The sequence below is a fragment of the Staphylococcus sp. GDH8C109P genome (assembly GCF_017893405.1).
Lineage (GTDB): Bacteria > Bacillota > Bacilli > Staphylococcales > Staphylococcaceae > Staphylococcus > Staphylococcus cohnii.
This window is the reverse complement of record NZ_JAESMX010000001.1, coordinates 160,013-185,063: the sequence shown is the minus strand read 5'-3', so window position 1 is coordinate 185,063 and position 25,051 is coordinate 160,013. Positions and strand designations below refer to the sequence as shown.

The following is a 25,051-nucleotide window of genomic DNA, read 5'->3' as shown; positions in this document are numbered from 1 at the left end:
ATTGAGCTAACACTGTACATTTACACTTAAAATAAGATTATGTAAAAAAGCTAGAATGCTGAACCTACATGATTAATGTAAGGTCGATACATTCTAGCCTGTCTGAATCTCGTTATTATTCAATTAAACTCTATAAATAATATATTTTAATCTTATGCTTCTATAACATCTTTTAATTCTTCAATATATGAAATTGCACTTTGTGCTGCGATACTGCCGTCACCTGTTGCAGTTACGATTTGGCGTAGACCTTTTGCACGTACGTCGCCAGCAGCATAAACGCCTGGGATTTTCGTACTCATATCTTCATTAGTGACAATATAGCCTACTTCATTTGTAATGCCTAAATTTTCAAATGGTGCTGTTAATGGTTTCATACCAATGTATACGAAAACACCGTCAGCATCGAAAGTTTGTTCAGCGCCATCTTTTGTTGATTCTAAAGTAACTGAACCAACTTTACCATCTTTTTCGTTGATTGTTTTAAGTGTATGACTCCAAATAAAGTCGATTTTATCATTTTTAAATGCACGATCCTGTAAGATTTTTTGTGCACGTAGTTCATCTCTACGGTGAACGATTGTTACACTGTCAGCGAATTTTGTAAGGAATGTACCTTCCTCAACTGCAGAATCTCCACCACCGATAACAAATAAATTTTTGTTTTTGAAGAATGCACCATCACATACTGCACAATAACTCACACCGCGACCACCTAATTCTTGTTCACCGGGCACACCAATTTTTTTATATTCAGCACCCGTAGATATAATCACAGCTCGCGCGGTAATCTCACTGTTACCAAGATTTATGACTTTATATTGACCTTTGTCTTCAATTGATTTGATATCACCATATTGATATTTTGCGCCAAATTTCTTAGCATGTTCAAACATTTTAGTTGATAAATCTGGGCCAGTAATCATTTCAAAACCTGGGAAGTTTTCAACCTCTTCTGTATTTGCCATTTGTCCACCTGGCATACCACGTTCAATCATTACAGTACTTAAGTTTGCACGTGATGCATACACGGCAGCAGTCATACCAGCTGGCCCTGCACCTACAATCGCAACATCAAAATCCACTTGTTCAGCCATTTAAATTGCCTCCTGTTTATTAATTCATTATACGCATTATATATGATTTCTTGCATTTCATAAAATTATATGCTTACCAAATAGTCTATTGTTTTATTTAAACGATAAGCCGTTATATCAAACCATTCTAATACTTGTTGTTTGGTAATCTTAGTATCCATACTCCGATAATACATATAAACAAAAGCAGCAACATAATCATCTACATTAGTTAAATCTGCTTGTTCTGCTATAATCGCCTCTGCTTTATCAATCCATACAATAAATAATTCTGAGTTATTTTTCAAGTATTCAATATTATACAACATTAACATGCCTCTATGAATAAAATCTAACTTATTTAACTGTAAACCTTGAATGAGATAAGTTAAATATAATTTTTCATAATCATTCATATCTTCTAAAACAGCCCATATGTCTTGTGTCAGTAAGACTTCACGACCTTTTAATTGATTTAATAAGAAAATCCCGTATAACCTACGATGACTATCTTCACTCAATAATAGTGGCAATACTTGTTGGTTGAAATACGCCTTGCTTTGCTCAATTACCCAAGGCGCATAACCTACATCAACCTTTGATATTTCTTGTAACTTAGACCAAAAATATTTGCTGTCTTCGAGATGATTGAGATGATAATTGTTGTGGCTCAAAGCATTATACATTTGTATAGAGAGAAATTTCCCTTTTCTATAAAGTGGTTGCAGCAATTTTTGAGAAGCTTCATATCGCTTTAAATAACAAAGTACGATACCTAACTTGAAGGATTCATCATCATTCATAGGTACAACTTTACTTAAAATATTCAAATAACGTTGATACTTTTCTTTTTCATTGGTGTTATATAACAATAAAGTGTAATGACAAAGTGCATGTACATCAGTATTGTCCTCATTAAGCAAGCGTTCAAACATTTCTTTAGCAGTATCATATTCATTGAGGTATAGATAACACATGGCTAATAAATTTCTAACTACTCGATGATCTTGAATCGCTTCATTTTGATTTAAAACAAAGTTTCTTGCTTCGGGCAGTCTGCCTTGTGAAAATAAATATTGAAAAATGAGTTGAACCGCAAATAATTGGCATTCAACCTCAATCTTTTCTTCGGAGTTATAAGTAACCTCAAACATTTCTTCTAATTCTTCCTGGTAGTCGTCATCATCTGCTAAAATGACATAATTCATGCCGAATAAAAAAGCTTTATTTGCTTCATTGAGCGTAATATTTAATTGACTGAGTTGATAGTAACTATCCACTACCGATTCTTGTTTAGCGATCATTTCATAAAAAATATGTTCTGCTCTATTGTTATAACCAAGATGTGCGAGACATTCTGATAATTTTACTTTAATTTCAAAAACATCAATTTCTTGGGGTGACATTTCAAGCACTTTTTCATAGTATTCTGCTGCCTTTTTATAATCTTGCTGTTGATATTTTTGATCAGCTAATTTTGTATAAAAAGGACTATCAAGTTTCATTGAAATAATTTTATTGCTGTTTTGCGCCATCCATGTTCACCTCCTGTATTTAGTCATTTTTTCAGTTGCATTGGATTTCCATATGCTAACGTGTGATTCGGGATGTCCCTGGATACAATAGTACCTGCGCCAACCTTCACATAATCTCCTATTTTTACACCAGGCAAAATTGTTACATTAGCTCCGATTAACGTATGATTTCCAATATATACATGCCCTGTTCGAAATTCATCTACTAAAAACTCATGCGTTAAAATAGTTGTGTTATAACCTATGATACAGTTTTTACCAACCGTTATATACTCAGGATGCAGTAAATCAGGTACAACTTTAAAAGCAAATGCAGTATGTGCACCTATATTCATATTTAATAAATTACGATACATCCAATGTTTTAATTTCACATTAGGTAAGTAGCGACAAACTTCTATAATCACTGTTTGTTTAAACATTTTGACACGGCTTATGTAGCGATACATATGCCATAATGGATTTTTACCATTAACTTTTAGCTTTTTTAAGTCACGCATTATATTCTATCACTTCACCTTTTGCTTTGACCATGTTAAAGGGCCAACATCTTTATATCTTGGTGCATTATATCTCACTCTTCTAATTATCATAAGGACAATGCCTGCAACAATAAGTACGACAGACATGAGTTGCGCAACACGTATATCACTCGTGAGCATCAAACTATCTGTACGTAAACCTTCTACAAAGAATCTACCTATAGAATACCAGATAAGATATAGTGCAAAAGTATCACCTATACGTAAGTGTTTTCTCAATGAAATTAATATTACAAATCCTAGAATATCCCATATAGATTCGTATAAAAACGTTGGGTGATAGTATTGACCATCAATATACATATTGTTAATAATAAAGTCCGGAATATGCATATTTTCTAAAAATGATTTAGTCACAGGACCACCATGGGCTTCATGATTCATAAAGTTCCCCCATCTGCCAATACCTTGTCCTAAAATCAAACTCGGTGCAATCACATCACCAATTTGAAATGGATTGATATTTTTTTGTCTACATACAATGATACCTGTGATAAAACCGCCAATCAGACCACCATGGATCGCAATCCCTCCATACCAAATCATAGGTATTTCTATTGGATGTTGTGCATAATAAGGCCACTGGAAAATAACAAAATAAATTCTAGCTACGATAAAACCAAAAATTGCACTCCAAAAGATGATATCAATCAATATATCTTTATCAAAACCTATGCGTTTAACACTTTCCTGAGCAATAAAATAACCTAATAGTATACCCACGGCGATGATAATGCCATACCAATGAACAGATATTGGACCAAGCTCAAATGCAATTGGATCAATGTAATTCAATATCATCATTTATTCTCCTTATTGTTGCTACCATTACGCATAATTTCAGCATTTAAGCGATCATTGAATTCTTCTGCAGTATTAATCCCCATGATATTAAGTCGATAGTTCATCGCTGCAACTTCAATGATAACTGCTACGTTACGACCTGGTCTAACTGGTATTGTCTTTTTAGTAATCTCAGTGTCTAAGATGCGCAATGTTTCTTCATTCAAACCAACGCGATCATACAATTTATCTTTATGCCAATTTTCTAAATGAATATTTAAACGTAAACGCTTTTCGGTCAAAATAGAACCTGCACCAAAGAGTGTCATTACATTTATAATACCTAAACCTCTAATTTCTAATAAATGTTCTATTAATTTAGGTGGTCTACCAATCAGTTCATCTTTACTAATTTCTCTAATCTCTACATTGTCATCCGCGACAAGTCTGTGACCACGTTTAATTAGTTCAAGTGCAGTTTCACTTTTACCGATACCTGAGTCTCCTGTTATAAGTACACCAACACCATACACATCTACCAGTACACCATGCAACGAAGTAGTACGTGCAAGTTCATGTTCTAAGAAAGTCGTTAAACGACTCATTAATTGTGTTGTTGCAATTGTTGACGTAATGAGTGGTGTATCAAATTCTTTCGCTGATGCTACAAGCTCTTCCGGTGGCTCTAAATCTCTTGTCACTATAATTGCTGGTGTTTCTGGTCGACATAATTTTTTCATGCGTCCTTTGCGCTCTTCATCCGGTAGTAAATTATAAAATGATAATTCTGTTGTTCCTAACAATTGAATGCGGTCAGAGGCATAGTGCGAAAAATATCCAGCCATTTCTAACCCTGGTCTTGATATATCTGTATTTTTTATTTGTTTATTTAAGCCCGACTCCCCAGCTATAAGCTCAAGGTTAAAGCGTTCAATTAAACTCTTTGTTGTTAACATAGGTTCACCTCTATTAATATTTCTCCTGAAATTTCATATGTCATTATCATATCAAAAAGGACTGATAATCTATATAAAAAAGTACAGAAGTCTAAAATAAATCCTATCGTTTTTATCATACCCTATATTATTTTTGAATAAAATTACTAAAATGGTTAGTAATCCCATTTATTTTAAATGATTACATCGTTACAATCCAGCAAGGTTGGATAAGCTTGACTAGGATAAAATGCTTGATATCAAAAAACTACTCCATACATTCTAGACACATCAACATGCCTTCTTGTATGGAGTAGCTAATATTTTATATATTTTTTCAGAGATTGGTCAATAAACTATTATGCTTGAACTGTATCTCTTTCTAATACTGGTTTTAAATATTGTCCAGTGTAGCTTTCTTTCACTTTTGCAATATCCTCTGGTGTACCTGTCGCAACGATAGTACCACCACCGTCTCCGCCTTCTGGGCCTAAATCAATAATATAATCAGCCATTTTAATAACGTCTAAATTGTGTTCAATGATGACAACTGTGTCACCATTATCAACCAATTTATTTAACACTTTTAATAATCGGCTAATATCATCAACATGCAAACCAGTCGTTGGCTCATCTAATATATATATTGAACGACCAGTAGAGCGTTTATGCAATTCTGAAGCAAGTTTAACACGTTGTGCTTCACCACCAGATAATGTCGTAGCCGGTTGTCCTAAAGTAACATAACCTAAACCAACATCTACTAAAGTTTTCAATTTCCGATGTATTTTAGGGACATTTTCAAAAAAGTTTGTTGCTTCTTCGGCAGTCATTGCCAAGATATCCGCAGTGTTTTTACCTTTGTATGTTACTTCTAGTGTTTCACGGTTGTATCTCGAACCGCCACAAACTTCACAAGGTACATAGACATCTGGTAAAAAATGCATTTCTATTTTAATGATACCGTCACCTTTACATGCTTCACAGCGACCACCTTTAACATTAAAACTAAAGCGACCTTTAGAATAACCTCTGACTTTCGCTTCGTTTGTTTGAGCAAAGATATCTCGTATGTTATCAAAAACACCTGTATACGTTGCTGGATTAGAACGCGGCGTTCTACCAATTGGCGATTGATCAATATCGATAATACGATCAAGTTGATCTATACCGTTAATTTCATCATAATCACCTGGTTTAACTTTAGATTTATTTATCTCTTTGGCTAATGATTTATAAAGTACTTCATTGACTAATGTACTCTTACCGGAACCAGACACACCCGTAACGACATTCATCGTTGAAAGCGGAAAGTCTACATTAATATCTTTCAAATTATTGCTGCGTGCGCCTTTGACACTAATCTTTCTATCCGTAACTTCACGACGAGATTCTGGCACTTGAATTTTCTTCTTACCACTCAAATATTGACCAGTTAAAGACTTTGTATTTGCCATAACTTGTTTTGGCGTACCACTCGCAACAATTTCACCGCCGTGGTCTCCAGCACCTGGTCCTACATCTACTAAGTAATCTGCGGCACGCATTGTATCATCGTCATGTTCAACAACGATTAAAGTGTTACCTAAATCTCGCATTTCTTTTAAAGTGCTAATTAGCCGATCATTATCACGCTGATGTAATCCAATAGAAGGCTCATCTAAAACATATAAAACACCAGATAGTCTTGAACCAATCTGAGTTGCTAAACGTATACGTTGTGCCTCACCACCTGACAATGAACCAGAAGCACGATTGAGTGTTAAATACTCTAATCCTACATTATATAAAAATTCTAATCTAGAATTAATCTCTTTTAAAATTTGATTAGCAATTTTTCTGTCTTGCTCTGATAATGTGATATGTTCATAGTTATACAGTGCATCTTTAATAGAGTGCTCTACCACTTCACCGATATTTTTCCCGTCCACATACACAGACAAAGCTTCGCGACTTAAACGTTTGCCATGACATGTTTCACAAGTAAGTTCTGTCATGTATTTACTCATCATTTCTCTTACGAGTTCTGATGGCGAATCATGATAACGTCTATTGATATTATTTATAACACCTTCAAACGCCATCGTACGTTTTCTTGTTTGTCCGTTGCGCTGCTTGAATGTAAATTCAATTTCTTTATCTTTGGAACCATAAAGAATAATATCTTTTTGGCGTTCTGTTAATTTTTTGAATGGTTTATCCATATTTATTTTATATACTTCACAGACACGATTTAATAGTGTTGGATAAAAGTCTGAACTTGAAGATTCCCAAGCAACAATTGCACCTTCATTCAATGATTTATCCTTATCAGGAACAACTAAGTCTAAATCTACCATTAGTTTTTGTCCTAAACCATCACAAGTTGGACATGCTCCAAATGGGCTGTTAAAGCTAAACATGCGTGGTTCTAATTCTCCGATTGAAAATCCACATATAGGGCAAGCATGATTTTCGGAAAATTTTAGTTCATCGCCATCAATGATATCTACGATTATATTACCTTCTGCTAGTTGTAATGCCGTTTCTATAGAATCAGCTAGACGTGTTTCAATACCTTCTTTGATTACAAGTCGGTCTACAACAACTTCTATCGTATGGTTTTTATTTTTATCTAAATTTGGCACTTCATTTACATCCGTAATTTCGCCATCAACACGCACACGTACGTATCCTTTTTTACTAATGTCATCAATTAACTTTTCATGCGCACCTTTTCTATGACTTACTAAAGGTGCCAGTAATTGAATCTTACTGCGCGCTTCAAGTTGCAAAACCTGATCGACCATTTGTTGTACAGTTTGAGATTCAATTTCTATACCATGATTTGGGCAATATGGCTTTCCAATACGTGCATATAATAGACGAATGTAATCATAGATTTCAGTAACAGTAGCAACCGTAGATCTTGGATTTTTACTCGTTGTTTTTTGGTCTATTGAAATCGCAGGAGATAAACCTTCAATAGTATCAACATCTGGCTTATCCATTTGTCCTAGAAATTGTCTTGCATAAGCACTTAATGATTCTACATATCTACGTTGCCCTTCTGCATAAATCGTATCAAAAGCTAATGAAGATTTGCCTGAGCCAGATAACCCCGTCATTACTATAAGTTCATTTTTAGGTATTTCAATATCAACATCTTTTAAATTGTGGGCACGTGCCCCTTTAACTACAATGGATGGTTGCTTCATTTTCGTCACCCTTCTGCTTTTAATTCAAACAACATATCTCTGAGTTCAGTTGCCTTTTCAAAGTCTAAATCTTTAGCTGCTTGTTTCATTTCTTTTTCTATATTACTAATGGTTTTTTCGCGCTCTTTTTTCGTCATTTTTTTAGGTACTTCCGTACGTTGCGCTTCGTTTGTTTCGTCTGTTTCAACAGTAGCACTGATAACATCGTGAATTTTTTTATTAATTGTGGTAGGTGTAATATTATATTTTTCATTATATGCTTGTTGAATCGATCTACGACGCTCTGTTTCATTTAGTGCATAACGCATTGAATCTGTGATTTTATCTCCATACATAATAACTTCACCGCCACTATTACGTGCTGCACGACCTACTGTTTGGACAAGTGATCTTTGCGAACGTAAGAAGCCTTCTTTATCTGCATCTAATATGACAACAAGAGATACTTCTGGTATATCAATACCCTCTCTTAACAAGTTAATACCAACAATCACGTCATAGGTACCCACACGTAAATCTCGAATAATTTCAATACGTTCTAAAGTTTTAATTTCAGAATGTAAATAATTCACATTAATACCTGCTTCTTTCAAATACGTGGTCAAGTCTTCACTCATCTTTTTAGTCAATGTAGTTACTAATACACGTTCATTTCGATTAATACGTTCTTGTATTTCACTGAGCAAGTCATCAATTTGATTTTCTGTTGGTCTAACTTCTATCTTAGGATCTAATAATCCTGTTGGACGAATAATTTGTTCCACCATTTCATCTGTATGTTCTAATTCATAAGGTCCTGGTGTTGCAGACACATACACGAGTTGTTTTGTTTTTTCTTCAAATTCTTCAAATTTTAACGGTCTATTGTCTAAAGCACTTGGTAACCTAAAACCATGATCAACAAGTACTTGTTTACGCGCACGGTCACCGTTATACATACCTCTGATTTGTGGTAATGTCACATGCGATTCATCAATCATCACAAGCCAATCATCTCCAAAATAATCGAGCAATGTATAAGGTGTTGAACCCATAGGTCTTAGTGTTAAATGTACAGAATAATTTTCGATACCTGAACAAAATCCCATTTCTCTCATCATTTCCAAATCATAATTCGTTCTTTGTTCTAGGCGTTGAGCTTCAAGCAATTTATTTTCCGAACGCAACTCTGACAAACGTTCTTCAAGTTCATTTTCAATACGTTGGATAGCAGATTTCATTTTTTCTTCTCGGGTAACGAAGTGGGAAGCTGGGAAAATTGCAAAGTGATCGCGCTCTCTTAACACTTCTCCAGTTAAATAATTAACTTCACGAATTCTATCAATTTCATCCCCGAAAAATTCAACACGAATGCACATTTCTTCACGAGAAGCTGGGAAGATTTCTACAACATCGCCTCTAACACGAAACGTACCGCGTCTAAAATCAATATCATTTCTTATATATTGCACATCTACCAATTTTTTAAGTAACTCACTTCTGTCCATTTCCATACCTACACGAACACTGACAACCAAATCACGATATTCTTCTGGATTACCTAAACCATAGATACAGCTCACACTAGCAATAATAATGACGTCATCTCGTTCAAATAATGCGCTTGTCGCAGAGTGACGTAATTGGTCAATTTCGTCATTTATTGACGCATCTTTTTCAATAAAAGTGTCAGTTGATGGTACATAGGCCTCTGGCTGATAATAATCGTAGTAACTGACGAAGTATTCGACTCTATTCTCAGGAAAGAATTCTTTAAATTCACTATATAATTGACCCGCTAACGTTTTATTATGGGCGATAATTAAAGTTGGCTTACCAACTTGTTGAATCACATTACTCATTGTAAATGTCTTACCAGTACCTGTAGCTCCGAGTAATGTCTGATGTCTCTTCCCTGCATTCACACCATCTACAATTTGTCGAATCGCTTCTGGTTGGTCCCCTTTAGGGTCAAAATCCGATTGTAATTTAAATGGGTAGTGTTCCATAATGACACATGCCTCCTATTATATTTCTATCTGCTCGAACGTGATTTAAACATCTCATTTAACACGTGACTTATTTTAGTTACTATAACTATATTTTATATGCGTATGTTATTAACAGTTTATATTTTAACAGATTTATAACCTTTAACACAAACATTTGTTCGTAAATTAGTGTTTCACTAAATAAAAACAAACACAGTACATGACCATGTTTGTTTGCGTTAATAAGTTTTTATTCTGATAATAATGAAGTTAAATAATTATATACTTTTTATCATGTTGTATCAATTAAGTTGCTTAACACTTATTACCTAATCATCTTCTTTTTTATGGAGTTCTAATTGGTCAATAATTAAGTAACCTGCTAATAATGAAGCAACATCTATAAATATAATCCATTCATCATGAAAAAAACCTTTTTCAATTGAAGTTCCTATTAAAATCAAAGTTAAAATAGTACCTACCCATTTACTTCTTGTCAGTACACTAAACAATACGACAAGTATGCAGGGAAAAAAAGATGCTAGTATATACCAGATCATTCATGTCACCCGTTCCTATTATTTAAAATAGACATCGTTGTTTCTCGCAATTCCGATTTTGGTATAAATCTTTCTGTAAGCATTTCAGGAATAATATTTTCTATAAAATCTTGCACTGAATTCAAATGGTCAAATTGCATAATTGTTTCTAATGACATTTCGTATATTTCAAAAAATAGTGGCTCAGGATTACGTTTTTGAATTTCGCCAAATGTTTCATATAACAAATCAATTTTGTCAGCAACAGATAAAATTTGACCTTCTAGTGAATCATCTTTTCCTTCTTGCAGTCGCTCTCGATATATGGATTGATATTGTTCTGGTATTTCTTCGTTGATAAAATGATCTACCATTTCTTCTTCTACTTGTGAGAATAATTTTTTTAATTCTCCACTCGCATATTTGACTGGTGTTTTAATATCTCCTGTAAAAATTTCGGCGAAATCATGGTTTAAGGCTTTTTCGTATAAGCTTTTCCAATCTACTTTATTGCCGTGATATTCTTCTACTGTACCTAAATATTGAGCAATTTTAGTCACTTTAAAAGAATGTGCAGCAACATTATGCTCAAAATATTTAAATTTCCCAGGCAATCGTATTAATTTTTCTAAGTCTGATAAACGTTTAAAATATTGATGTACTCCCATGATAGCGCCTCCTCATTTATTTAATGATTGATTATACTTGATTTTATAATATCATTCCACATGTAAAATGTCTTTTTAATGCCGTTAAATATCATCAAATCGTTCTATTTTCAAAATATAACCTATTTATTTGTCTTTCAAGTTTTATTCATTTTACATCATTTCAAAAAATGATGTGTCCATTACAAATTTTATTGAAAAGTACTGAACATAAAAAATGATATCTCTGACATATAATGACTACACTAATGACCATTATGTTAATAAGCCCGAGACATTATTTATGTCCCGGGCTATTAATTTAAATATATTTGTACAATTACTAGTGAAATTTCTAAGTATAAGTTTTAACTTCTTAATGAATATAGTTATATTGTCCCGAATTATAAATGGTTCTATAAGATTTTTGTCCAACACCTCGCCAGTTCATTTCCGAAACCAAAATGGATCCGTCACTGTTTTGACGTTCTACAATGCCTACATGACCATAATTTCCAGCGTTACTTTGTAAAATAGCGCCTACTTCAGGTGTAGAATTAACAACATAACCATTTTGACGTGCAGCTGAGGCCCAGTTATTCGCATTGCCCCAAAGCGCTCCTACAGATTTACCTAATTGTTGACGTCTATCAAAAGCGTAGTATGTACACTGACCCCAACCATAATAATTCTGCCCGCCGGATGCAAAGTGTTTCTGTTCTTGAGCTGCGTAGTATTTCGTTTGATATCCATTTTTATAAATATTGTCAACGTTTGATGTAGTATCGCGTTCATCAATACTATCATTTGACCAAGATTGCTGCTTTACTGGTAAAGAACGGTTAGCTAATTTTGTGATCGTATTATTGTTTTTAGTTGTTACACCTACTGTGAATTGATCACTATTAGACGTACTTTCTAAGTCATTTTGTGCGTATGTGCTTTGAAATTGGTTATTTAAATGTGATGAACCTCTTTCAGAAACAGCTATAAGCTGTCCTGGATGAATGGTCTCTGTAATATATGGATTCAATTGATAAAGTTCATTTAAACTTATTTGATGTTTATTCGCAATACCCTGTAGTGTGTCGCCTTCTTTCACTTCTACAATATCTTTGTCAGGGAGTATTAGTGTTTGCCCTGATTTAACCGACTGTACAAACTCCATATGATTTAATGATTGTATTGTATTAGTCGTTGTTGCGAATGCTTGCGCTATATTTGATAAATCAGTATCTTCTTTCACTGTATATACTTGATCCGCTGACGCTAGACCATTCACCCCAAAAAACAGTGCTGCAGAAGTTAGAGAAAAAGTTAAGCCTTTCTTCATTATGTGTTTCAATCCTTTGCTGTCTAAATTTATTCGATATTTAATCAAGCATAATATAGCATATCCGCTTAATACTTTTAGCATTGTTATCGTTTTGTAATGCAAAAGGTAATTATTAACTGAACACCTCATTAGCCCTTAATCATGCTAATCTTACCTTTATCACAATAATTTCAATCATAGTAGCACATCGATTAAATTCAACTGTAATATTTTAATTTGCATTTTACATATTAAAAAGTTGTTTTATTAAAAAATCACTAATAAAAATCAAGCAGTCGTTTGAAGTGAATAGCTCGTCCTACTTACTATATTATCCTATAAAAAATATGAGTGAGCTAGAAAACAATTAGTTATCAATTAGTTCCCAGCTCACTCATAAAGTTAGTATAATATTAACATCTATTTAAGTATTAATCTTTTGTTGAATGATTTAGATTCATTTGATTACGTAGATACGCTTCGATAAATGGTCCTAAATCACCATCCATAACTGCATCTACTTTACCTGTCTCTTCGTTTGTTCTGTGATCTTTAACCATCGCATATGGATGGAATACATAAGATCTTATTTGGCTTCCCCATCCAATTTCTTTTTGTTCACCGCGGATTTCTGCCATTTCTTGTTCTTGTTCTTCTATTTTTAATTGATAGAGTTTAGACTTCAAAGTTTTCATTGCAGCTTCTCTGTTTTTGATTTGTGAACGTTCATTTTGGTTATTTACCACAATACCTGTTGGATGGTGGGTAATTCTAATAGCTGATTCTGTTTTATTGATATGTTGACCACCTGCACCTGAAGCTCTAAATGTATCAACGGTAATATCATCAGAATTTATCTCCACTTCTATTTCAGTGTTATTAAACTGTGGTATGACATCACAAGAAGCAAAAGATGTATGTCGACGACCAGATGAATCAAATGGTGAAATACGTACAAGTCGATGTACACCTTTCTCAGCTTTTAAATAACCATATGCATTATGACCTTTCACAATCATTGTCACGCTTTTAACGCCCGCTTCATCCCCAGGCAAATAGTCTGCGATTTCAACTTTAAATCCTTTTTGTTCACAGTAACGTTGATACATTCTCAACAGCATATTTGTCCAATCTTGAGATTCTGTACCACCTGCACCAGGGTGCAATTCAATAATTGCATCATTCGCGTCATAAGGTCCATCTAACAATAATTGTAACTCAAATTGGTTTAGCTCGTTTTGAAAATGAAGCACACTTGCTTCTAATTCATCTTTCATCAATGTATCGTCTTCTTCTAACAATAATTCTCGTGTTGTTTCCATATCTTCAATGTTTGCTTCTAAATCTCTGTAGGCATTAACAACCGATTTTAAAGCATTATTCTTATCTATAATTTCTTGAGCTTTATCTTGATCATCCCAAAATGAAGGATCTGTCATCATTTCTTCATATTCTTGTATGTTTGTCTCTTTTTCTTCTAAGTCAAAGAGACCCCCTAAGTTGTTCTAACTTTTCTTTATAAGTATCTAAATTACGCTTAATTTCAGATAATTCCATTGTGCATCTCTCCTAATTTTTACGAATGAAATATATTTGATAAATCAATTACTACATTATCATACATATGATACAAAATATAAACTTCCAATTTCAACTTAAGCACTAGCCACTATGCTTAAATTATTAAAAAAACATCTTTCACAGTTAAACGCCACAATTTAACTGCAAAAGATGTTTGATATACAAAAAATAATAAATCCTATCTCACACGTTTATCATTTTAGATAAGTTTAAGCGCCATGACAGTTTTTATATTTCTTACCGCTGCCACAAGGACATGGGTCATTTCTACCTATGTGTTCATCTTTGACATAAGGCTCTGCTTTCGCTTTTTCCTTTCCATCTTCTGCTGACACATGCTCAGCTTTACCAAAATCAGTTGTTTTATCACGTTCTACATCATCTTCTACTGAAATTACTGACTTGAGAATATATTTACTCACATCTTCTTCAATGTTTTGCATCATCGTATCAAATAATTGGTGACCTTCATTTTGATAGTCACGTAATGGATTTTGTTGACCATATGAACGTAGATGAATACCTTGACGTAGTTGATCCATAGTATCAATATGGTCTGTCCAATGTGTGTCAATGGAACGGAGTAAAATCATTCGCTCAAATTCATCAAACTGAGTACCGATTTTTTCTTTTTGATCTTTTAAGGCTATTTCTATTTTTGACCATACAACTTCAAATATATCGTCATTATCTTTTCCATTAATATCTTCTACTTTTAATTCGCCTTCATTCAAGAAAACATCTTCCACATAATTGATGAATGGCTCATAGTCAGGTTCGTCATCTTCTTCATTTACATAATAATGAATACTTCTTTCTAACGTAGAGCGTAGCATTGCATTGATTAATTCGCCACTTTCGTCACTGTCAATAATATCATTACGTTCACTATAGATAATTTCACGTTGCTTACGCAGTACATCATCATACTCAAGCACACGTTTACGAGCATCAAAGTTATTACCTTCAACACGTTTTTGCGCTGATTCAACAGCACGTGAAACCATTTTAGATTCGATTGGCGTCGAATCATCCATGCCCAATCGATTCATCATATTTTGTAAACGTTCCGAACCAAAGCGCACCATTAGCTCATCTTGTAGGGATAAATAGAAACGGCTATCACCTTTATCTCCTTGACGACCTGAACGACCACGTAATTGGTCATCTATACGACGTGATTCATGACGTTCAGTACCAATTACTGCTAAGCCACCAATTTCTTCAACACCATCGCCTAATTTGATGTCCGTACCACGACCAGCCATGTTGGTAGCAATTGTCACTGCACCACGTTGGCCAGCACTTGCGATAATGTCTGCTTCACGTTCGTGATTTTTCGCATTTAAAACATCATGACGTACACCATGTTTTTTTAATAAATTAGAAATATATTCACTTGTTTCAACAGCAACAGTCCCTAATAAGACTGGTTGCCCTTGTTTATGCTTTTGAATGACATCTTCTACAACTGCATCAAATTTACCCTTTTGACTGATATAAATTAAATCAGGTTTATCAATACGTTGTACTGGTCTGTTGGTAGGAATTTGTGTAACTGTCATATTGTAAATATTTCTAAATTCTTCTTCTTCTGTTTTTGCAGTACCTGTCATACCAGATAACTTATTATACATTCTAAAATAGTTTTGGAATGTGATTGAAGCCATCGTTTTTGATTCGTTTTGAATTTTCACACCTTCTTTAGCTTCAATTGCTTGGTGTAAACCTTCTGAAAAACGACGTCCAGGCATTGTACGTCCTGTAAATTGGTCAACAATCAATACTTCACCGTTATTCACCATATAATCTACATCTCTTTGTAAAGTAACATGTGCACGTAACGCAGTATTGATATGACTGATAATATCAACATTTTTCACATCATAAAGGTTGTCAATTTTAAACATACGTTCTGCTTTGTCAATACCCTGCTCAGTTAATTGGACTGCTTTTGTTTTTTCATCATAGTTATAATCATCTTCGCTTTTAAGTATTTTAGCAAAAACATTTGCTTGAGTATAAAGTGAAGTTGATTTCTCTGCTTCACCTGAAATAATCAATGGCGTACGTGCCTCATCAATTAAGATTGAGTCTACCTCATCAATAATCGCAAAATTAAGTGGTCGCATCACGCGTTCTTCGGCATAATTCACCATATTATCACGTAAATAATCAAATCCTAATTCGTTGTTGGTACTATAAGTAATATCACATGCGTAAGCTTCTCTTTTCTCTGCAGTCGTTTTACTATTTAAGTTCAAACCAACACTCAATCCAAGAAATTCGTATAATTCAGCCATTTCTTCACTCTGTATGCTAGATAAATATTCATTGACAGTAATAACATGTACACCGCGTCCTGTTAACGCATTTAAATAAACTGGCATTGTCGCCGTTAATGTTTTACCTTCACCAGTTCTCATTTCAGAAATATCGCCACCGTGAATCGCTATACCACCCATAACTTGTACTTTATAAGGAATCATGTTAAACACACGTTTGGATCCTTCTCTAACTAAAGCAAATGCTTCTGGTAAAATATCATCTAAAATTTTATTTTGTTTTTTAATATCTTCTTCTTCTTGAACTTGCGCTTGAAATTTTTTCGTTTTTTCTTTAATTTCTTCATCAGTTAATATCGACATATCCTCTTCTAGTGCAAGGACTTTGTCGGCTAATTTACCAAGGCGTTTTATTTCTCTTTTATTGCCATCTGCAATTTTTGATAAAAAACCCATTCTGTTCGCTCCTTTAGCTTTATAACTCATTATAACTCTTCGTTTACAACAATTTATAATATCATTTATAAGCTTAAATTTACACTTATTACGTTTATCGTACTACCTGCCTATATTTTACTTACATGTTTTGGAACACATATTGAAACACTGGCTCAATAAAAATATACACAACATATATGTTCACTTTCAAATTATTACATAATAACATAGCAAAAAATGAGCGTCCATGATTTCACTCAATCATGGACGCTACTACTTTTATAAATATGATACTAATGCAATTGAATTATTCAGTTGTTTCAATTAGTCCATATTTGCCATCTTTTCTTTTATAGACAATACTTGTGCCATCTGTTTCGCGATCTGTAAAAATGAAGAAATCATGGCCCAATAAATCCATTTGCAATACTGCTTCTTCAGAATCCATAGGTTTTAAGCTGAAATTTTTTGAACGAATAATCTCAATTTCACTATCATTGTCATCATTTTGAATTTTTTCTGCTTCTTGTTCCTCTGGTAATGATGCAAATGCTTCTTGTTCGTCATTCTTTCTATTTTTACGGTTTACACGCGTTTTATATTTTCTAACTTGTCTTTCCAATTTGCTATTAATTAAATCAATACCAGCGTATAAATCGTCATGACGTTCTTCCGCTCTAAGCGTAACATTTTTCAATGGAATAGTTACTTCTATTTTAGTTGCTGAGTTTTGGTACGTTTTAACTTTAACGTGTGCAGTCGCATTTGGCACATTGTTAAAATAACGTTCTAATTTACCAATTTTCTCCTCAATATAGTTGCGAATCGCATCAGTAATAGTGAGGTTCTCTCCGTGAATTTCAAATCTGATCATAGTAATCGACTCCTTTAAAACCTCTATATTGGTAATAGTGCTTATATCTATAATACCACGAATAACTTACCGTGCAAACGTAAACACATCGAGTTTTCTGATTTTTCTATCAAATAACAACTGTCCTGCATTATGAACCGTTATACCTGTAGTATATATGTCATCTATCAACAAAATACTTTTTTCTTTTAAATCTACACATTGTGTTATTTCAAAAGGATTCGGTCGTTGCATACGTTTTTGTTTATTTAATTCTGATTGCTTCATACATGAGTGTGTCGCTAGCAGACAATGATATTTAACATTTTTTAAATCTAATACGAATTGTATAGGATTAAATGTTCTTTCCCTATCTCTATATAAAGGAGACGGTATAGGAATAATGTAATCATATTTGCAATGAGGCAATTTAATTCTTTCTGCAATTATTTCTGCTATTGCGACATCTCTTTTAAATTTATATTGTTGAAGCATTTCTTTTACAATACCATCGTATCGGTAAAAACAATACAATTGATTCATTAATTTATATTTCGAAGATAATTCGGTACAATCTGAGCATAATTTTTCTGTTTCATTAAGTAACTTCATACATTTTGGGCAGCGCTTCGTCGCATTTAATTTCATTAAATCCCATTGATGATTACAACTATGACACAGTTTTGAAGCTTTTTTATAAAAGGTAAATGCATTTAACGGTTCTGAATAATCAGTGTGACAATATAAACATATCGCTGTCAGTCTATCCACCCTCTTTTTTTTGCAAGTTTATTCATTTTCTTTATCTGATATTGAGCTTGAAGCATAGACATTGTGATGCCTTCATGCATACAAAATACGCTTCCTGTTGGTGCTTCCGCTTTTCTTCCAACTCTGCCTGATATTTGAATGATGGCACTCGTATCAAACTGGTGGCTATTTATGATCACAACATCGAGTTTTGCCATAGTAAAGCCTCTTTCTAAAATCGTAGTGGTAAAAACAATGGCGTGTTCGCCATTTCTCAAACGCTTTACTTTATCAAATCGAAACACATCATTACTGTAGACATATATTAAAGATGGTAAGGCATCTTTATATAATTGATACAATTGTTTCATTAAAATAATGTCGTTAAAAAAGACGAGCGTATATCGTTGTTGACTGACTTGATGTTGTAAAAATCGTAATAATCGATATTGCTTTTTATTGGGATTAATTCTCAGGAATTTAAATTGAGGTACTGGTAAAGGATGTCTATGAAAGCGTGCGGGTAATTGAATGATTTCTAAATTGCTGATTTGTCTAATTAATGATTTGGTAGGTGTAGCAGTCATTAATATATGACAGTGTTTTAATTTCGAGGCATGCTGTAATGCTTTTATCAGCGTTGGTTCTGTGGGTAGTGGAAAGGCATCAACTTCATCTACAATAATTACATCAAAATGTTGTTTGAAACGATAAAGTTGATGAACTGTGGCGATAATAAAATGACCATTGAACTGTTGCTGTGATGACTAATGCAATACATCTATTTCTTCTTCGCGGAATGCTGCTTTAATCCTCATGCTCACTTCTAAAACAACATCAACCCTTGGAGACACAATTGCGACATTATAACCTTGGTTCCTAGCAAATTTAATTCCTTCAAATATCAACTCAGTCTTACCTGCACCTGTGACAGCATGAAGTAATAGAGAATGGAAGCTTGCAATCGCTGATACAATTTTGTTGGATGCAAATTGCTGTTGCTCTGATAATTTGAATGATAATTGATAATGGCAAGGCGTCACTACATTATGACTTTCTATGATATAGACTTCGGTAATATTATCCATTCTCCCCATATTGATACAATTTCTACAGTAGACGATTGACTGATTTAATATCATAGATTGATATTTATAAAAATGCGTTGGTCGGTGCGAATGGCATTGCGAACACGTCCAGTAGCCGTTTTCTAATATAACACCTTTCGTCGTTTGTCTTATGCGTTCATCAGTTAATAAGGACTTAACATTAATCATTCTTCCATAATATTTAATCGTTTATTTCCTCCAAACTAAAAAGCGAGTCAAAAATTAAATTTCACTTTAATTTCAAAGACCCGCCATAAAATATTTGATTCATTTATTTATCGTACAGAAATTTAAACGCTAAACAACTCATTTGTCATCTTATCGTTGGCAATAATGACTGAATGAACAAGTTGTATTTATAACAAGTATTTCTCGCAAAACGCTACTTTACTTAACATGATAAAAGTATTTTCGAATCTATCATTTAGTCTGTACGTATGGATCTACCTGTGAAACCTAATCCCATACCCCCTGGGCCTAAATGCGCTGCGACTACAGGACCTAAATAAGAGCGATATAATTTATATTGTGGATAGTTCTTTTGTAATTCATTGTACATCCAGTCTGTATCTTCTTGAACGTCTCCACCAATCACTAATAAAGTAACCTCTTCATAATCTTTAACGATTTCAATCACTTTATTGATAATCTCTTTAAGTGCACGTTTTTTTGTACGTATTTTTTCATCAGGTAAAATCAAACCATCTTCGAATCTTAAGACTGGTTTCATTTTCAACATCGTACCAACCCACGCTTGAGCACCAGTAATACGACCACTTTTTTGCAAGTTTTTCAAATCGTCTACCATCAATCTCGCACCAGTGACTTCTCGCATTGCTTCAAGCTCTTTAATGATAGCCTGCGGTGTTTCATTTTGTTCAATAAATTCAATAGCTCGTAATACGAAACTCCCCATTGCCATCGCTGAAATTTTCGAATCAAAAGTATGAACATTAATACCTTCAACCATTTCACCCGCTTGTGTAGCTGTTTGATAGGTACCACTGATACCTGATGATAGGAAAACGCCTATGACATCTGTATAGCCTTCATCACGTAATTGTTCATATTTAGTTACAAATTCACCGATTGCCGGCTGACTTGTCGTAGGAATTGTTTTAGATGCTTTCATTCTTTCGTAGAATTCATCTGCTGAAATAGATGCATTTTCTTCAAAATTTTCACCGTTATCAAAAGTTACACTTAGTGGCGCAATATTTATATTATATTTATCAATTAATGTTTGAGATAGATAACTCGTCGAATCTGTTAATACAGCAATTTTCATCATAATCCTCCTCAATTATACTCACAACTATGATACATTATTTTATATTAAAAGAAAATTTATTTTTACATTAAACTTGAATTCAGAACCGTGTATAATAATAGGTATTGATTGAAACTATGACTGGAGTGTTTAAATATGGATGAATCAATCATAACAATAAAGCAAGAACATATGATAGAAAATGTAATTAGCAAATCGCGCTTTATTGCCCATATCAAACCTGTTGACTCTGAAGCAGAAGCTAAAGATTTTATCAACTTGGTAAAATCAGAACATCGGGAAGCAACACATAATTGTTCAGCCTATACGGTTGGAGCACAAATGAATATTCAAAAAGCAAATGATGATGGAGAACCAAGTGGAACTGCAGGCGTACCAATGCTAGAAATATTAAAAAAACTAGAAGTTCACAATGTTTGTGTCGTAGTTACGCGTTATTTCGGTGGTATAAAATTGGGTGGTGGCGGTTTAATAAGAGCATACAGTGGCGCTGTGAGAGATGTCATTTACGAAGTTGGTCGTGTTGCTTTACGCTCAGCAATACCAACTACAATCACGATTGATTATGATTTTACTGGTAAATTTGAATATGAATTAGCGCAAACATCTTTCTTCTTAAGAAACACAAACTACACAGACAAAGTGAGTTATCAAATAGATGTGGTAGAAGCGGAATATGATGATTTTGTTGCTTTTCTAAATAAAATTACTTCTGGTAACTATGATTTAGTTGAGCAAGAGATCATTCAGTTACCATTTGACATACCAACAACCTGAAGTATCACTATTTCAAGTTATTTATACGTACCATCTATCATAAATAATATCTATCCTTCTACAAAGATAAAGAAATGAAAAAACCTCACTGATATACATTAATATTTGAAATCAAAGTAAAATTTTAAAATGTAAGTATATCAGTCGTTGCTTTAATTTATTGCTGTTCATAAAAACAAAATTAGAACCTGAGATATGAATATCTCAGGTTCTAATTGGTAGTCTAACTATTCATCTTTTTTATGTCGCTCTTTATTTTCAATTAATTTTAAGAGTGGTCTATAATCATCATCTATTAATCCTGTAAATTCTACAATGAGTTCAATCGTAATGAGTATGAGTACAAGCATCATGAGTACGCCCCATGGTTGTGATAAATATAAAATAATACTTGAAAGACTAAATAACAATGCGATTGAATATATTAAAATTACTGTTTGACGATGTGAATAACCTAACTCTAGTAACTTATGATGTAGATGTGACTTGTCCGCTTGCATAATACGTTGGCCCTTTTTCACACGTCGTATCATAGCAAATAAAGTGTCTATAAACGGTACTGCTAAAATCACAATCGGGAAGAATAAAGACACAAACGTAATATTTTTAAAACCTAATAGTGAGAGAAAACCGACAATAAAACCAACAAGTAATGCGCCGCTATCTCCTAAAAATATTTTAGCAGGATGAAAATTAAAACATAAGAAACCTAATAACGCACCAATAAGCACACTACAGATCATAATTATAAATATATTTGCTTGTAGTATTGCGATAAAACCAATAGTCATCAATGCGATTGTTGCTACACCAGAGGCCAAACCATCCAAACCATCAATTAAGTTGATTGCATTGGTAATCGCAACAATCCAAATCACTGTAATGGGAATACCTAATATACCAAAATGTATTGTTGGTCCAATCGGTAAAGAGATGAAATCAATGGTTACACCATAATAAACGACAACCAATGCTGCAACCACTTGGCCTAATAATTTTACGATTGGCGTTAGATCATAGATATCATCTATCAACCCTACTAAGTAGATTAATACTGCCCCAATGACGAGTGGCTTCACCTCTGTTTCAATTGGATGTCCTAACCAAATCCCTAATAAAAAAGAAAGTAGTATCACGGTACCACCTAAGACAGAAGTTGGTTTTTTATGTACTTTCCTAAAATTAGGTTGATCGACAACACCCAATTTATGGGAAACCTTTATGACAATGGGAGTAAGTATTAAACTGACAATCATTGAAAAAATGATTAATAATAACGTATACATCAGTTCACCTTCATTATTTTAAGTCTTTATATTTTTGAATTTAAAATCTCTATAAATATTCCAAATATGAAATCATATTTGGAATGGATATACACATGTATGTTTTTAAAACATAATTAAATTTATATATTTCGAGTCATTCTATAAACGATTCAATTAAGTCTATAATACACGATGTACTTTTAGTAATACAAATAGTAATGTAATCATTAGTGAGATTCAACGCAGAAATTCACTTTATTTTTTATAGAATAAACAATTTATTTATTTTACAATCACTCAAATAAGTATTCTAACATGAATTTTAAACAAATGTTATTAATTTCTGAATATCAATGATGACAAAATGTAACTTTTCACTTACAATGACTAAGTGTTTATTTAAAGGAGCGTAAGAAAAATGTTTGAAGCGATTATTTACAATATTGCGGTTACTGTCGCAGGAATTTATTTATTCCACCGATTACAGTACTCTGAAAATAAAAATATGATATTTTCAAAAGAATACGTCACAATTTTAATGACCATTGTAGCATTATTATTATCTGTAAAGCCTGTCCCTATCTTCAATGAATATGTACTCTATTTATCTTTTGTGCCGATTTTATTTTTAGGTAGATATACAAATATGGTTTATACAGTTTTAGCGGCGTTTATCGTGTCCTTAGTTAATGTATTAATTGGCGATTATACGATTATAACTGCAATGATTTTAATTGTAATAGCCATCATTGTCGGAGCAATAGGACCATTTTTAAAACAAAATGACATCATCTCATTACAAATACTCAACCTAATTACGCTTGTCATATTTGTCATCTTGTCCTTTATCAGTCCATATTATGAATTTAAAGAAGTGTTATATATGATACCGTTATCGTTCATTTTAACAATCACTTCTTCGATTACATTCGTAGATATTTGGCATTTCTTCTCTTTAGTAAATCGCTATGAGAATGAAGATAGATTTGATTACTTGACGGGTCTAGGCAATGTTAAAGAATTCGATAGACATTTGAATGAAACAACACGTATTGCAGAAGAAAACGATGAAAGTTTAGGTTTGCTACTCATCGATATTGATGGATTTAAAGATGTTAATGATATGTATTCACATGATTCAGGTGATGCTGTATTACGACAAATCGCACAATTACTGAAAAACTATGTCCCAGAACAATTTAGCATTTACCGTAACGGTGGCGAAGAATTTTCTGTAGTATTATACGACTATACATTAGATCAATGCGTTAAATTAAGTGAAAGTATCCGTAAAGGCGTGGAACAATCTACTTTCCATTTACCAAATAAAGAAATGATTAAATTATCAGTTTCTATTGGTGTTGGATACTTAACTAAAGATGATTATAAATCACAACGTACTGTCTTTAAAGTCGCAGATGATATGTTGCATATGGCTAAAAATGAAGGACGTAATCAAGTCATGTTTAACCCTATTGTTAAATTATAACTAAATAAATTGAAGCCATTTCCAAGAGTCTAGAACATAAATATCTCTGACTAAAAAAATAAGCGTCAATTTCTATTGAGAAGATATAGAAATTGACGCTTTCTTTAGTTTTATGGCATTTTGTACCATCGAAAAAAAGACACTTATCATCAATGAGAGATTATTCAAGATATTGACTATGAAATTGAATAAAAGTGATGACAATAAAGCATCTGTTTTAGGGTTAACTCTATAGCGATTGATTGTTTTATATGAAGGTGTATGGTTTTGAGAGAGGCACCTCGTTAATTTAATTTAGTTGTGTTTATTAAATTATACGAAAGTGCCTTGTTTTTTTGAATATTAATATATATTGTACCGTTTTTGTAACGTGATGATGCCCAGGGTAATAGTATGTGTGAGAGACTACAGGCTCGAGCCATATCCCAAGGCAAGCATGCACAATCAAAATCGCATATTATTCTTATATCAAAAGGTCCAATTCTTTATTACTTATGATTTCAAGCTAATTCATGTTATTAGTTTTATAAAATAAAAACTTCCTCAATATATTAGAGGTAATGAATTGTTTCAAATGAGCCATTGCTTTTGTATCTTGATAAATATTCCAAACGATTTTGCATTGTGCGGACGCCCGGGGAAATAATATGAGCGAGAGACTACAGGCTCGA

At 33.2% G+C, this 25,051-nt stretch carries 18 protein-coding genes and 2 pseudogenes; 2 read left to right on the top strand and 18 right to left on the bottom strand.

The genetic code is table 11. From position 1 onward, the window contains the following. Positions 1–152 precede the first annotated feature (152 nt). The 16 genes and pseudogenes from trxB to fakB1 all read right to left on the bottom strand — a co-directional run bounded on the left by trxB (position 153) and on the right by fakB1 (position 20,843). A complete protein-coding gene (gene trxB, locus KA867_RS00850) occupies positions 153–1,097 on the bottom strand; it encodes a thioredoxin-disulfide reductase (protein WP_210136755.1) in 945 nt (314 codons plus the stop codon). 65 nt (positions 1,098–1,162) lie between these two features. Further along, positions 1,163–2,611, bottom strand: coding sequence for a tetratricopeptide repeat protein (locus KA867_RS00845; protein WP_210136754.1), 1,449 nt, complete (start codon positions 2,609–2,611; stop codon positions 1,163–1,165). Positions 2,612–2,634: 23 nt separating this feature from the next. After that, positions 2,635–3,111, bottom strand: coding sequence for an acyltransferase (locus KA867_RS00840; protein ID WP_210136753.1), 477 nt, complete (start codon positions 3,109–3,111; stop codon positions 2,635–2,637). A 9-nt stretch (positions 3,112–3,120) separates the two neighbouring features. Beyond that, the gene (lgt, locus tag KA867_RS00835) at positions 3,121–3,957 is read right to left on the bottom strand and encodes a prolipoprotein diacylglyceryl transferase (RefSeq protein ID WP_210136752.1); all 837 of its coding nucleotides are present in this window, start codon (positions 3,955–3,957) and stop codon (positions 3,121–3,123) included. Then, positions 3,954–4,892, bottom strand: a complete 939-nt coding sequence (gene hprK, locus KA867_RS00830; protein WP_107383675.1) for an HPr(Ser) kinase/phosphatase — start codon at positions 4,890–4,892, stop codon at positions 3,954–3,956. Before hprK ends, lgt begins: the two co-directional genes overlap by 4 nt. Before the next feature lie 338 nt (positions 4,893–5,230). After that, positions 5,231–8,068, bottom strand: a complete 2,838-nt coding sequence (uvrA, locus tag KA867_RS00825; RefSeq protein WP_210136751.1) for an excinuclease ABC subunit UvrA — start codon at positions 8,066–8,068, stop codon at positions 5,231–5,233. Between the two features lie 5 nt (positions 8,069–8,073). Beyond that, positions 8,074–10,059, bottom strand: coding sequence for an excinuclease ABC subunit UvrB (gene uvrB / locus KA867_RS00820; protein ID WP_210136869.1), 1,986 nt, complete (start codon positions 10,057–10,059; stop codon positions 8,074–8,076). A 308-nt stretch (positions 10,060–10,367) separates the two neighbouring features. Continuing rightward, positions 10,368–10,598, bottom strand: a complete 231-nt coding sequence (locus KA867_RS00815; protein ID WP_019469490.1) for a CsbA family protein — start codon at positions 10,596–10,598, stop codon at positions 10,368–10,370. A 5-nt stretch (positions 10,599–10,603) separates the two neighbouring features. Then, entirely contained in the window at positions 10,604–11,245 is a 642-nt protein-coding gene (locus KA867_RS00810) for a YfbR-like 5'-deoxynucleotidase (RefSeq protein WP_019469491.1), read from the bottom strand. Positions 11,246–11,600: 355 nt separating this feature from the next. Beyond that, on the bottom strand, positions 11,601–12,557 hold the full coding sequence (locus tag KA867_RS00805; RefSeq protein WP_210136750.1) for a COG3942 and LysM peptidoglycan-binding domain-containing protein: 957 nt from the start codon (positions 12,555–12,557) through the stop codon (positions 11,601–11,603). A 413-nt stretch (positions 12,558–12,970) separates the two neighbouring features. Further along, a protein-coding gene (gene prfB, locus KA867_RS00800; RefSeq protein WP_210136749.1) for a peptide chain release factor 2 occupies positions 12,971–14,096 on the bottom strand; the annotation gives its coding sequence in 2 pieces (ribosomal slippage) (positions 12,971–14,023 and positions 14,025–14,096; 1,125 coding nt in all). A gap of 233 nt (positions 14,097–14,329) precedes the next feature. Then, positions 14,330–16,861 carry a preprotein translocase subunit SecA gene (gene secA, locus KA867_RS00795; RefSeq protein WP_210136748.1) on the bottom strand — a complete coding sequence of 844 codons (2,532 nt, stop codon included), beginning with the start codon at positions 16,859–16,861 and terminating at the stop codon, positions 14,330–14,332. Between the two features lie 289 nt (positions 16,862–17,150). Then, positions 17,151–17,717: a ribosome hibernation-promoting factor, HPF/YfiA family gene (gene hpf, locus KA867_RS00790; RefSeq protein ID WP_210136747.1), complete on the bottom strand. Its 567-nt coding sequence runs from the start codon at positions 17,715–17,717 to the stop codon at positions 17,151–17,153. A 66-nt stretch (positions 17,718–17,783) separates the two neighbouring features. Beyond that, complete coding sequence (locus KA867_RS00785; RefSeq protein WP_245355881.1) at positions 17,784–18,308, bottom strand: ComF family protein; 525 nt, start codon at positions 18,306–18,308, stop codon at positions 17,784–17,786. 146 nt (positions 18,309–18,454) lie between these two features. Then, positions 18,455–19,723, bottom strand: a pseudogene (locus tag KA867_RS00780) (DEAD/DEAH box helicase family protein). 256 nt (positions 19,724–19,979) lie between these two features. Then, entirely contained in the window at positions 19,980–20,843 is an 864-nt protein-coding gene (gene fakB1 / locus KA867_RS00775) for a fatty acid kinase binding subunit FakB1 (protein WP_040030220.1), read from the bottom strand. A 138-nt stretch (positions 20,844–20,981) separates the two neighbouring features. Here fakB1 and KA867_RS00770 point away from each other — a divergent pair, with 138 nt between their 5' ends. Beyond that, entirely contained in the window at positions 20,982–21,623 is a 642-nt protein-coding gene (locus KA867_RS00770; RefSeq protein ID WP_210136746.1) for a YigZ family protein, read from the top strand. Between the two features lie 227 nt (positions 21,624–21,850). Here the strand turns inward: KA867_RS00770 and KA867_RS00765 are convergent, their stop codons facing one another. Continuing rightward, positions 21,851–22,909, bottom strand: a complete 1,059-nt coding sequence (locus tag KA867_RS00765) for a glycosyltransferase family 4 protein (RefSeq protein WP_019469500.1) — start codon at positions 22,907–22,909, stop codon at positions 21,851–21,853. Between the two features lie 400 nt (positions 22,910–23,309). On the opposite strand from KA867_RS00765, the gene gdpS reads away from it, so the two are divergent. After that, positions 23,310–24,380, top strand: coding sequence for a GGDEF domain-containing protein GdpS (gdpS, locus tag KA867_RS00760; RefSeq protein ID WP_210136745.1), 1,071 nt, complete (start codon positions 23,310–23,312; stop codon positions 24,378–24,380). Positions 24,381–24,459: 79 nt separating this feature from the next. Here the strand turns inward: gdpS and KA867_RS13550 are convergent. Then, positions 24,460–24,656: pseudogene (locus KA867_RS13550) on the bottom strand (IS5/IS1182 family transposase); the annotation flags it as partial. Positions 24,657–25,051 lie beyond the last annotated feature (395 nt).

Coding starts and splice junctions, on each gene's coding strand:
- uvrA (WP_210136751.1), bottom strand. CDS start 8,068: ATGAAGCAACCATCCATTGTAGTTAAAGGGGCACGTGCCCACAATTTA.
- secA (WP_210136748.1), bottom strand. CDS start 16,861: ATGGGTTTTTTATCAAAAATTGCAGATGGCAATAAAAGAGAAATAAAA.
- KA867_RS00815 (WP_019469490.1), bottom strand. CDS start 10,598: ATGATCTGGTATATACTAGCATCTTTTTTTCCCTGCATACTTGTCGTA.
- KA867_RS00805 (WP_210136750.1), bottom strand. CDS start 12,557: ATGAAGAAAGGCTTAACTTTTTCTCTAACTTCTGCAGCACTGTTTTTT.
- gdpS (WP_210136745.1), top strand. CDS start 23,310: ATGTTTGAAGCGATTATTTACAATATTGCGGTTACTGTCGCAGGAATT.
- KA867_RS00845 (WP_210136754.1), bottom strand. CDS start 2,611: ATGGCGCAAAACAGCAATAAAATTATTTCAATGAAACTTGATAGTCCT.
- lgt (WP_210136752.1), bottom strand. CDS start 3,957: ATGATGATATTGAATTACATTGATCCAATTGCATTTGAGCTTGGTCCA.
- KA867_RS00840 (WP_210136753.1), bottom strand. CDS start 3,111: ATGCGTGACTTAAAAAAGCTAAAAGTTAATGGTAAAAATCCATTATGG.
- KA867_RS00765 (WP_019469500.1), bottom strand. CDS start 22,909: ATGTATACGTTATTATTAATCATTTTTTCAATGATTGTCAGTTTAATA.
- trxB (WP_210136755.1), bottom strand. CDS start 1,097: ATGGCTGAACAAGTGGATTTTGATGTTGCGATTGTAGGTGCAGGGCCA.
- KA867_RS00770 (WP_210136746.1), top strand. CDS start 20,982: ATGGATGAATCAATCATAACAATAAAGCAAGAACATATGATAGAAAAT.
- KA867_RS00810 (WP_019469491.1), bottom strand. CDS start 11,245: ATGGGAGTACATCAATATTTTAAACGTTTATCAGACTTAGAAAAATTA.
- fakB1 (WP_040030220.1), bottom strand. CDS start 20,843: ATGAAAATTGCTGTATTAACAGATTCGACGAGTTATCTATCTCAAACA.
- hpf (WP_210136747.1), bottom strand. CDS start 17,717: ATGATCAGATTTGAAATTCACGGAGAGAACCTCACTATTACTGATGCG.
- hprK (WP_107383675.1), bottom strand. CDS start 4,892: ATGTTAACAACAAAGAGTTTAATTGAACGCTTTAACCTTGAGCTTATA.
- KA867_RS00785 (WP_245355881.1), bottom strand. CDS start 18,308: ATGAAGTTACTTAATGAAACAGAAAAATTATGCTCAGATTGTACCGAA.